The 11,521-nt window shown below is 68.1% G+C and carries 7 protein-coding genes and 1 pseudogene; 4 read left to right on the top strand and 4 right to left on the bottom strand.

Annotated features, from left to right (window positions below; genetic code table 11):
• The 3 genes from D472_RS0111400 to D472_RS0111390 form a co-directional block, all read right to left on the bottom strand.
• A partial coding sequence (locus tag D472_RS0111400) for a glycosyltransferase (protein ID WP_017604613.1) occupies positions 1-1,883 on the bottom strand: 1,883 nt, incomplete at its 3' end.
• A 319-nt stretch (positions 1,884-2,202) separates the two neighbouring features.
• Positions 2,203-2,490, bottom strand: a complete 288-nt coding sequence (locus D472_RS0111395) for a WhiB family transcriptional regulator (protein WP_013154770.1) — start codon at positions 2,488-2,490, stop codon at positions 2,203-2,205.
• Positions 2,491-2,729: 239 nt separating this feature from the next.
• Positions 2,730-4,082: an ABC transporter permease gene (locus D472_RS0111390; protein WP_026117593.1), complete on the bottom strand. Its 1,353-nt coding sequence runs from the start codon at positions 4,080-4,082 to the stop codon at positions 2,730-2,732.
• Between the two features lie 247 nt (positions 4,083-4,329).
• Between D472_RS0111390 and cofD the strand changes: the two genes are divergently transcribed.
• The 3 genes from cofD (at position 4,330) to D472_RS0111375 (ending at position 8,078) form a co-directional block, all read left to right on the top strand.
• A complete protein-coding gene (gene cofD / locus D472_RS0111385) occupies positions 4,330-5,313 on the top strand; it encodes a 2-phospho-L-lactate transferase (RefSeq protein WP_017604612.1) in 984 nt (327 codons plus the stop codon).
• Positions 5,310-6,605, top strand: coding sequence for a coenzyme F420-0:L-glutamate ligase (locus tag D472_RS0111380; protein ID WP_017604611.1), 1,296 nt, complete (start codon positions 5,310-5,312; stop codon positions 6,603-6,605). The genes cofD and D472_RS0111380 overlap by 4 nt, the downstream gene beginning before the upstream one ends.
• A 246-nt stretch (positions 6,606-6,851) precedes the next feature.
• Positions 6,852-8,078: a glycosyl hydrolase family 18 protein gene (locus D472_RS0111375; RefSeq protein WP_017604610.1), complete on the top strand. Its 1,227-nt coding sequence runs from the start codon at positions 6,852-6,854 to the stop codon at positions 8,076-8,078.
• Positions 8,079-8,284: 206 nt separating this feature from the next.
• Here the strand turns inward: D472_RS0111375 and D472_RS0111370 are convergent, their stop codons facing one another.
• Positions 8,285-10,912, bottom strand: coding sequence for a bifunctional FO biosynthesis protein CofGH (locus D472_RS0111370; RefSeq protein ID WP_083903442.1), 2,628 nt, complete (start codon positions 10,910-10,912; stop codon positions 8,285-8,287).
• A 213-nt stretch (positions 10,913-11,125) separates the two neighbouring features.
• Here D472_RS0111370 and D472_RS0111365 point away from each other — a divergent pair.
• Positions 11,126-11,521: pseudogene (locus D472_RS0111365) on the top strand (lysylphosphatidylglycerol synthase domain-containing protein); the annotation flags it as partial.

Here is an 11,521-nt window from a genome sequence, read left to right as displayed (position 1 = left end):
GTTAGCCACAGGCTCGGGTGCAGCAACAGCTCCAAGGTCCACGGCATGAGCAGGACCAGGGGGACCCCCAGACCGATGGCGACGCTGACGTAGACACGTCGGCCCAGGTGGCCGAAGGCCACCGCCACGAGCACGCCGGTGACCAGGCATAGGAGCCACACGAGTGGGACGAACGCGGTGGCGATGGTCAGGGTCAGGCCCAGCCCCCACGCGGCCCGCCGGGACGGCTTGGGCGGCATGGAGACCAGTCGGACCAGCATCAGGCCGAGCACCGGCAGGAGGGCGTGCACCAGGGCGGTGCCCAGCCTCCCCTGGGCGACGGCACCGGTGGCCATGGGCAGGAGCGCGTAGGCGCCCGCCATCCACAAACGCGCCGGGCGATAGCCCAGTACCTCTCGAGCGAGTAGGTAGGCGGTCAGCCCGGCCAAGGGGACACAGCCCAGCAGGATCACCATCACCGCGATCCAGGGCTTTCCCAGGGTGAGTGTGGACAGCAGGGCCAGGAAACCCACGTAGGGCGCAACGGGCCCGTCGCTACCCACACCACTGTCGGGGTAGGCCGCCAGGTACAGGTTCCACAGGTCGGCGGCGTTGCCCGCGACCGGTGGCAACGCGCCACCGGCGAGCAGAGTACCGAAGAGCAGCGAACGTTCGGCGATGATCGTGACCACGGTCAGACCGATGACCAGGAGCGGCCCTGGTTGGAGCACCACCCGGCGCAGGAACGACTCGGAGTCGTCGGCCACCCCGTCGTCCTCCTCGGGTGGCACGGTGACCGCCTGGTGACGTCCTGCGGTGTTGCCGACGGGTTCACCGGTGAGCAGTCCCGTGACCGCGTCGGCGAACTGTCGCATGGCCACGCCACGGGCCAAGAAGGGGCGAATGGCGCTGTAGGTGCGACGACGATCACGGCGACGCCGGAAGCGCGCCTTGGCCAATCGGAAGGGCCGACCGTAGACCAAGGTGATCGCGGCGGCCTCGTCCAAGGCGTTGGCCGGCTGTTTGATCAGCAGATACATGATCACGCGCAACAACGAGCCCACGGAGTTGCGTAGAAGCGCGAACACCATCCCGCCCACCGGCAGGTTGGCCAAGAGCACGAACACCGCGTGCCTGCGGTCCACCCGACGGGGATGGTTGCGGGTGGCGGTGATGCGCCTGCGCCGTCGGGCCGAGGCCTCGGCGTGGTAGGCGACGGCCTCGGTGACCAGGCGTACTCGTAGCCCCGCGCCTCCCACACGCCAGCAGAAGTCGATGTCGTCGCGGAACAGCGGCAGTGCCGGATCGAAGCCGCCCAGGCGTTCCCACACGTCACGCCGGACCAACATGCCCGCACTGGAAACGGCCAGGACCTGACGGGTGCCGTCGTGCTGGCCATGGTCGAACTCACGTTGTTCCAGGCCGGTCTCCCGACGCCCCGCACCGTCGATGGTCACCCCGACCTCGATCAGGAGACGGCGGTCGAACCAGTCGCGCAGCTTGGGGCCCAGTACCGCGGTTCGGGGGTCGTCGTCCGCGGCGATCAGGAGCCGTTCGAGGGTGTCCTTCTCCGGGGTGAGGTCGTCGTGGATGAGCCAGATCCATTCGGTGGCGTCGTCGTCGAAACCTCGCACCCCCGTGCTGGAACGCGGTAGTCCAAGGGCGGCCCGGACCGCGTCCCCATACCCGGTGTCGGCGGGCAGGTCGATGATTGCGTCCTCGGGCAGGTGGTCCGCGAGGAGGTCGTGGCTACCATCGGTGCTACCGGTGTCGGCCGCCACCACGCGTTGTACCGGCCGGGTCTGAGCGCGCAGCGCGGACAGGGTCTGGGGCAACCAACGGGCGCCGTCGTGGGACACAATGACCGCGGTGACGACGTGACGAGCGGAATCCAGGTCATGCACGGCTTCGGTGGGTTCTCTTCCAGGAGAAGGGTGGCACCCGTGAGCGGGGCCCAGATGCGTTCCGACCGATGCGATCGGTGGGCGTGAAGGGACGCCGGCGCCGTCCGCGAGTGCGAAGGCGGGACCTCACGATACGCCACCCCACACCATTGGGGGGATATTCGGTCCGGAACGACGGGGCGACCATATCGGACTATTCATGGTCAAGATGGTGGAGGAACCTCTCCACCGTGGTGAGGGTGTCGATGCCACGGACGCACCCGACATGAGGAAGGCGCGCCCGGACCCCGTGGGTCCAGACGCGCCGTGGCGCTCGCTCCTAGAGCATCTCCGCCAGGAAATCGAAATCTCCTCCGGCGGCTTTCTTCAACCTGCGGCGCTCACGCTCGGAGAGTCCCCCCCAGATGCCGAAGCGTTCGTCATGCTCCAGCGCGTACTCCAGGCACTCCGCGCGTACCTCGCACGACTGACAGACCTTCTTCGCCTCCCGTGTCGAGCCGCCCTTCTCGGGGAAGAACGCCTCCGGGTCGGTCTGCGCGCACAGGGCACGTTCTTGCCAGCCCAGATCTTCATCCGAGCCGTGCGCCAGCGGGATGACCTCGCTCATGCGCACCTCCTGTAGCCCCCCAATAGATGTCCCGGCCCATTTCTTCCCCCGGGCCGGGTGGAAATCCCACATCGGAATTACACGTGGGCGCCTTGACACGAGTCAAGCGCCCTACGTGGTAATCCACTGAATATCATGCGACAGGCCTCCACCGGCAGGCCCGCGATGTCCGTTCTGTGGATTACCACGCAATTCACGTACCTTCCAAGGCGCGCGACTACGGGGTGCACCTGAGTGGATCAGCGCTGGCCTTCGTTGCCGTACCAGTTCTGTTGGTTGTCGGTCCCACCCTGTCCCTGCTGGTCAGGGCCGTATCCGGCACCAGATCCGTACTGACTCCCATAAGAGCCACCACTTTGGTCCGACGCCTCGGTACCAGTCTTCTCACCGGAGTTAAAGAATCCTTCAACTCCATCCTCGGGAGAGGTCTCCTGACCCGTGCGAGGCTGGGCCTGCTCCTGGTACCAGCCGTTCTGGATGGCCTCTTGGGCCTGCTGATCGGCGCCCTGCTGGGCGTCGTAGGCCTGCGGAGCGTACTGGGCCGGGTCATATCCCTGACCGTACGCGTTCTGCTGCACGGCGGCCTGCTGTCCGTAGGCGTCGGTTCCGTACTGCTGGCCGTAGGCGGCCTGCTGCTGAGCAGCCGCGTCCTGACCGTACGCCTGCTGATCGCCGGTTCCGTACTGCTGACCATAAGCGGCCTGCTGCTGAGCAACCGCATCCTGACCATAGGCCTGCTGAGCCGCGTAATCCTGCCCATACGCCTGCTGAGCACCGGTCCCATACTGCTGCTGAGCAGCCGCGTCCTGACCGTACGCCTGCTGATCGCCGGTTCCGTACTGCTGACCATAAGCGGCCTGCTGCTGAGCAACCGCATCCTGACCATAGGCCTGCTGAGCCGCGTAATCCTGCCCATACGCCTGCTGAGCACCGGTCCCATACTGCTGCTGAGCAGCCGCGTCCTGACCGTACGCCTGCTGATCGCCGGTTCCGTACTGCTGACCATAAGCGGCCTGCTGCTGAGCAACCGCGTCCTGACCATAGGCCTGTGCGGGGTCGACCGCCCCGTAACCCGGCTGGGCCATGCCCTGCTGCCCACCGGTCATGGGCGGGAACGGATTCGGGTACTGGGCCTGCTGCGGCTGGGCGCGCGGCACGATGGTCGGGTCGTTGAAGATCTTCAGCAGGAAGAAGCCGAAGAAACCGAGGACCGCTCCCTGAGCGGCCCGGCTCAGGAAACCGGCGAAGGCCAGGCCCCCGTTGTCGACGTCGATGAAGCCGCTGATGAGGGCGATCAGCCAGAAGAGCAGGCCAAGGCCGGTCATGATCATCGCGGTCAGGACCACCGGGAAGGAACCCTGGCGGGTGCGCTCACTGGTGAGGACCAAGGCGACCGCGGAGACCAACATCAGGGTGACGGTGATCCCGTAGAAGGACCCTCCGGAACCCGTCATGGCCCAGGCGAAGCTGCCGGTGATCCCACTGGATTCGATGATCAGCCGGATGAGGCCCGAGAGCATGGTGACACCCACGGCTCCCAACAGGACCCAGGCCCCTGGCAGGCGCAGGCGTTCTAGTGTTTCGTTGTTCAAGAGAGGTTCCCCTCTGCTGCTTCGCCATCGCGTCGGAGGAAGCTTGGCATATCGTCGGACTGTCGGGTGAATCGGCTGACCGTGCGTGAGCGGGACATAAGGGGCGCCGAACGCGGAGCCGATGAGGTGGGATGGTGACCGCCGTCCGAAGGTTCGCGAATCGCCGCCACCGGTTCGGTCACGACGGATCGTGCCCACGGTGGGGCAGACGACCCATACACGCCCCCAGCCTGCCAGACTTGGGCGCATGCGGATAGTCGTACCGGCCGGCGGTATCGGCGGCGCACGTTTCCTCCGGGGCCTCAAGGCCACACTCGGAACGGACGCGTCGACCGGCCCGGACCAGGCCACAGACCACCAGATCACCGTCATCGGCAACACAGGTGACGACATCACCCTCTTCGGTCTCCGAATCTGTCCGGACCTGGACACCGTGATGTACACCCTGGGAGGTGGCATCAACGAGGAACAAGGGTGGGGCCGAACCGACGAGACCTTCACGGTCAAGGAGGAGCTCGCCGCCTACGGAATGAAACCCACCTGGTTCGGACTCGGTGACCGGGACACCGCCACCCACATCGTACGGGCACAGATGATCGCCGCGGGATACCCCCTCTCCTCGATCACCGAGGCCCTGTGCGACCGCTGGCGGCCGGGGGTACGTCTACTACCGATGACCGACGAGCAGGTCGAGACGCACGTCATCGTCGAGGACGAGCAGGGGCGTCGGGCCATTCACTTCCAAGAGTGGTGGATCAAACACCGGGCCGGGCTGCCGGCCAAGGAGATCATCAGCCTGGGGGCGGAGAAAGCCAAGCCCGCTCCCGGCGTGCTGCGGGCCATCCGCGACGCCGACGTCGTCCTCCTGCCACCGTCCAATCCGGTGGTCAGCGTGGGCTCCATCCTCAACATCGCGGGGATTCGTGAGGCCATGGTCGACAAGACCGTGGTGGGTGTCTCCCCCATCATCGGCGGCGCCCCCGTGCGTGGCATGGCCGATGCCTGCCTGAGCGCGATCGGGGTGGAGACCGAGGCCGGAGCGGTCGCCGAACACCTGGGAGCGGACCTGCTGGACGGTTGGTTGGTCGACGAGGCCGACGCCGGGACCGAGGTCGAGGGGATCGAGGTGCGTTCGCGGCCACTGTACATGAGCGATCCGGAGGCCACCGAGGCCCTCGCGCGAGCCGCCCTGGACCTGGCCCTGGAACTGCGCGGGAACGAGGCCTCATGAGCACCGAATTTCGGGTACGCGGCCTGGCCGGGATCCCCGAGGTGCGCGCCGGCGACGACGTGGCCGCCCTGATCGTGGACGCGGTGACCGACTCGGGCGAACCCCTGACCGATGGCGATGTGCTGGTCGTCACCTCCAAGATCATCAGCAAGGCCGAGGGGCGAGCGGTGCGCATGGACCGCGAGGCGGCCATCGACGCCGAGACCGAACGTGTCGTCGCCCGAATGGGCCGGACCCGGATCGTGCAGACCCGTCAAGGACTGGTCATGGCCGCCGCCGGGGTGGACGCCTCCAACGTCGAGCCCGGAACGGTGCTGCTGCTACCGGAGGATTCCGACCTCTCCGCCCGCACCCTGCGCGCCGCGATCGCCGAACGTCTAGGCGTGCGCGTGGGCGTGGTGATCTCCGACACCTTCGGTCGCCCCTGGCGGGTGGGGCAGACGGACGTGGCCATCGGGGTGGCCGGGCTACGCGCGGTACAGGACCTGCGCGGCACGGTCGATACCCACGGCAACCTCATGGAGGCCACCGTCAACGCGGTCGCCGACGAGATCGCCGGCGCCGGTGAACTGGTCAAGGGCAAGACCGATGCGGTACCGGTGGCCGTGGTGTCGGGGCTGGGTGACCTGGTCACCGACCAGGACGGTCCGGGCGCGAGGGAGTTGGTGCGACCCGCCGACGCCGACCTGTTCCGTTACGGATCGCGTGACGTGGTTCCCGCCAGGCGGACCGTACGTTCCTTCTCCGACCGTCCGGTCGACCCGGAATCGGTGCGTCGCGCGGTGGCCTCGGCGGTGACCGCGCCGGCGCCACACCACACGACACCGTGGCGGTTCGTGTCGGTGGAGTCGCCCCGAACCCGTAAGCGACTGCTGGACGCGATGCTCCAGGCATGGGTGGCCGACCTGCGCGGGGACGGTTTCACCGAGGAGCAGATCGCCCGCCGTACCAGGCGCGGCGACGTGTTGCGCCAGGCTCCGTACCTGATGGTGCCGTTTCTGGTGATGGACGGGGCGCATCCCTACCCGGACGAGCGCCGGGCCACCGCGGAGCGGTCGATGTTCCTGGTGGCGATGGGCGCGGGGGTACAGAACCTGCTGATCGGGCTGGCGATGGAGGGGCTGGGTTCGGCCTGGATCTCCTCCACGATGTTCTGCGCGGACGTGGTCCGCGAGGTGTTGGAGGTCCCCGCGGACTGGAGCCCCATGGGCGCGGTGGCCGTGGGGTACGCGGCCGAGCCCCCCAAGGATCGCCCACCGCGGGACCCGAAGGACTTCCTCGTGGTGCGCTGAGCCCTCCTCACCCGCTCACCAGACCTGTTTCGACGCGCCGCCCGGCCGGTACCGGGTGGCGCGTCCCCATGTCGGACGACACCCCCGACGGAGAAGATCACGATCGGGTCGGAGTACCCAAGAAAACTACAAACTTTCCTTACCATTTCCGTTGACGCGTCACCCGCGTAACTCTAAGGTCTCCTAACAGTCAGCGGCTCACAGAGCCCCTGCTCGTCTCCCGCTCGGCTAAAGGAGCACCCCCGCATGCCCACCCGAAAGATCGGGACCACCCTCCTGGGTGGTCTCGCCGCCGCGGCCACCGCGCTCGTCACCGCCTGCGGCGCCACCCCCGAAGTCACCGAGGCCGAACCCGTCTCCAACGCCGTGGAGACACGGCAGAGCCAACAGTGGCTCACCGGTTACTGGCACAACTTCGACAACGGCTCCGTCGTCATGCCGCTCTCGGAGATCCCCTCCGCGTACAACCTGGTGGCGGTCGCCTTCGCCGACAACCACCCCCAACTCGACGGTGGCATCACCTTCGACCTCGCCACCAACGAACTGAACGGGTACACCGACGCGCAGTTCCGCGACGACATCGCCGCCATCCAGGCCGAGGGGCGCAAGGTCATCATCTCCGTGGGAGGCGAAGTCGGCCATGTCGACGTCACCAACCCCACCCAGGCGCAGAACTTCGCCGACACCACCTACGACCTCATGCAGGACTACGGGTTCGACGGTGTCGACATCGACCTGGAACACGGCATCGACGCCGACCACTTGACCAACGCCCTACGCGACCTCAGCGACCGGGTCGGGCCCGACCTGATCATCGCCATGGCGCCGCAGACGATCGACTTCCAAAGCCCCAGTGCCGGGTACTACCGGCTGGCGGACAACATCTCCGACATCCTCACCATCGTCAACATGCAGTACTACAACTCCGGCTCGATGCTGGGGTGCGACGGTGGCGTCTACACCCAGGGCACCAGCGACTTCGTCGCCGCGCAGGCCTGCATCCAACTGGAAATGGGTCTGAGCCCCGACCAGGTCGGCCTAGGCCTGCCCGCGGTCCCCTCCGCGGCCGGTGGCGGATACATGCCGCCGAGCGACATCATCGCCGCCCTGGACTGTCTGGAAGCCGGCACGAACTGCGGATCGTTCTCACCGGACACCCCCTACGGACCGATCGGTGGCGTGATGACCTGGTCCATCAACTGGGACGCCACCAACGGCTACGCCTTCGCCGACACCATCTCCGACCGACTGGCCCAGGGCCCCGGCGACTCCGGCCCCACGCCCACCCCGAGCCCGGACCCCACCGAGCCCGGTGACTGCGACCCCCCCGCTTGGAGCACCGGCACCGTCTACACCCAGGGTGACTCCGTCTCCCACGGCGGTTCCGTCTACACCGCACGCTGGTGGACCCAGGGCGATGAGCCGGGCACCGGTGGCGAGTGGGGAGTGTGGGAGCTCGTCGGTACCTGCTGACCGCTTCGACCACCGAGGAAGGGTGCTCCCCCGCACCCCTCCTCCCCCGGCCGCCCACCCGGGACGGCACGACCTCGCGTAGCCCACACCTCCGCCATCCCTGGGCCGCGTGAGCCGGGAAGGGGCGGGGCGCCATCCTCGGCGCCCCGCCCCTTTCGCGTGGTCCGGCCCTTCGGCCCTCGCCGTGTCGGATCGGAGCCGCCGGGTCAGACCAATGGCAGGTTGGGACGCAAGATGCCGGGGGCGACGCCGTCACTGGCCTGGGCCACCCGCTGACGCTCTTCGGGGACCGGGCCATAGGTGGTGGTGCGCTGGCGTACCGGACGTCCGGTCGGCTCCACCAGGGCCTTGATGTCGCTGATCGTCTTGTAGGAGCCCTGGCCCGAACCCGCCATTCGGCTGATGGTCTCCTCCATGAGCGTGCCGCCCACGTCGTTGACCCCGCCCTGGAGCAAGCTCCGGAAGGTGCCCTCGGCGAGTTTGACCCACGAACCCTGGATGTTGTCGATCTGCCCGTGCAACAACAGTCGGGCCAGGGCGTGCACCGCCCGGTTCTCCCGCACGGTCGGACCGGTGCGGGCCAGTCCGGCCAGGTAGATCGGTGCGCTGGTGTGCACGAACGGCAACAACACGAACTCGGTGAAGCCGGGCCGTCCGTTGCGTTCTCGGGACCGCTCCTGTAGGGAACGCAGCAACTTGATGTGCGCCACCCAGTGGTGCGGGGAGTCCACGTGCCCGTACATCATCGTGGAGGTGGTGGGAATGCCCAGGTCGTGGGCGGTGGTGATGACCTCGATCCACTCACTGGCGGGCAACTTTCCCTTGGTGAGGATCCACCGGACCTCGTCGTCGAGGATCTCGGCGGCCGTCCCGGGAATGGATCCCAGTCCGGCCTCACGAGCGCGGGTCAACCAGTCCCGAATCGACAGGTTCGTGCGCGCCGCCCCGTTGACCACCTCCATCGGACTGAACGCGTGCACGTGCATGTCCGGGACACGTTCACGGACGGCCGCGGCGATGTCGAAGTAGGCGGTGCCGGGCAGGTCCGGATGGATACCGCCCTGCATGCACACCTCGGTGGCGCCGGCCTTCCACGCCTCCTCCGCCCGGTCGGCGACCTGGTCCAGGGAGAGCGTGTAAGCGTCGGCGTCGGTGCGGCGCTGGGCGAAGGCGCAGAAACGACAGCCGGTGTAGCAGACGTTGGTGAAGTTGATGTTCCTGGTGACCACGTAGGTCACGTCCTCGCCGACGGTGTCACGGCGCACCCGGTCGGCCAGGTCGGTGAGGGCCTCCAGGGCCTCGTCGTCGGCGTGCAGCAGGGCGAGCGCCTCGTCGTCGCTCAGGCCCGCCGGATCGTGTTCGGCGCTGCGCAGGGCGGCGGCGATCTCCGGGTCCATGCGGCGGGGTACCGCGCCTTGCCGGTCGACACCGGAGGCGAGCTCGTCCCAATCTCCATAGACCGCGTCGAAGTCGCTGCGGCGATCCTCGGTGCGCCCCTTCGTGTCGATACCGGTGTGCAGGTCGGTGCGGCCGGAGGCGACCATGACCGCCTCGGGCTCCTGCCAGGGGCGGCCCACCAGGGGGGCGTCCTCGCGGGCCAGGCCGGTGTCGGGGTCGACCAGGGCGTCGATGTGGGCGCGCAACCGTGGGTCCACCCAGGGTTCGCCGGCGCGAATGTACTCGGGGTAGACGGTGAGGCGCTCGCGCAGGGTGAAGCCCTGGGCGGCGGTGCGGGCGGCCAGGTCGTCGATCTGGGGCCAGGGGCGTTCGGGGTTGACGTGGTCGGCGGTCAGCGGGGAGACCCCGCCCCAGTCGTCGATGCCCGCGCGCAGCATCAACTCGTACTCGTCCACACCGCCCTGCTCCGCGCCCAGGAGGTTGGGCGGGGCCTGGATGTGCGCCTTGGGTCCCATCACCAGGCGGGTGACGGCGATGGTGGCGGCCATCTCCTCCCGTTCGGCGTCGGGTCGGTGCATCATCGCGGTGTCCGGCTTGGCGCGGAAGTTCTGCACGATGACCTCTTGGAGGCCGCCGTAGCGGCGGGAGACCCCGCGCATCGCGAAGATCGACTCGGCCCGGTCGGCGAGGGTCTCGCCGATCCCCAGGAGGATTCCGGTGGTGAAGGGAACGCTGGAACGTCCGGCGTCCTCCAAGGCGCGCAGGCGGACGGCCGGGTCCTTGTCGGGGCTGCCGTAGTGCGCCTGGCCCTTCTCCTCGAACAGGCGCCGTGAGGTGGTCTCCAACATCATGCCCATGGACGGCGAGACCGGTTTGAGGCGTTGCAGGTCCGACCAGGTGAGCACTCCGGGGTTGAGGTGCGGGAGCAGGCCCGTCTCCTCCAGGACCATGATCGCCATGGCACGCACGTAGGAGAGGGTGTCGTCGTAGCCGCGTGAGTCGAGCCACTCGGCGGCCTGTTTCCAGCGATCCTCGGGACGGTCTCCCAGGGTGATGAGGACTTCCTTGCAGCCCATCTCGGCGCCCCTGCGAGCGATTTCCAGGACCTCGTCCGGGGACATGTAGGGGGATTCGAGGCGTCCGGGGACAGTGGCGAAGGTGCAGTAGTGACAGCGATCCCGACAGAGCCGGGTGAGCGGGACGAACACCTTGCGGCTGTAGGTGATGACGTCGCCGCGCCCGGAGGCCTCCAGGCCGGCGTCGCGTGCCCGTCCGGCGTAGTCGAGGAGTCGGTCGAGGTCCTCACCTCGGGCGTGCAGAAGGGTTTCGGCCTCCATCGGGTCCAGGGTCTTGCCGTCCCGGGCACGGGCCAGCGCCCTGCGCATGGCCGACGCCGTGGGTGTGGACACGGGGGCCGGGTCGTTAGCACCACTCATACCGGCCAACCCTACGTGTTGGCTTTTTCCGGGTCGTGGCCGCCACCGACCATTCGGTATGTCCGGAAATGTTGGCGGTGCGACTCACGGGTCCTCAACCGGGATGATCTTGCCACCAGAGGCAAGGAAAGCGTCTTCCTTGCCTCTGGTGGCAAGATCACGGGGCAGGGTCGAGCCGGTGGGCCCGCCCGCTCACCGCACTAGGGTGGCGGTGTGCTGACTCGGCTTCGACGTAACGCGTGGGTGCGCCTCGTCCTACTGCTGGTGGTGTGCGCCTGCGCGGGGGCGGCCCTGTACGCGAACTGGTCCCAGGCGCGCGAGGCCGTCGCCGAACTCCCCCTGTGGGTGCTGCCGAGCGCCGTCCTGGCCGGGATGCTGGGGTTGGCCGCGCAGATGCTGGCTTGGCGTTCCCTCCTGTCCGGGCTGGGTTCACCACTGCCACGACCGGTGGCGGCGCGGGTGATGTTCGTCGGACAGCTCGGCAAGTACCTGCCGGGTTCGGTGTGGGCGTTCGTGGCCCAGGTGGAACTGGCCCGGGACTGGAACGTGCCCCGCTCACGCGGTGCCGCCGCCACCCTGGTGGCGATCGCGGTGACGGTGGCGGTGAGC

This window comes from Nocardiopsis alkaliphila YIM 80379, assembly GCF_000341005.1.
Taxonomy (GTDB): Bacteria; Actinomycetota; Actinomycetes; order Streptosporangiales; family Streptosporangiaceae; genus Nocardiopsis; species Nocardiopsis alkaliphila.
Note: the sequence above shows the minus strand (reverse complement) of the source record. Positions and strands in the feature narration are given on the sequence as shown.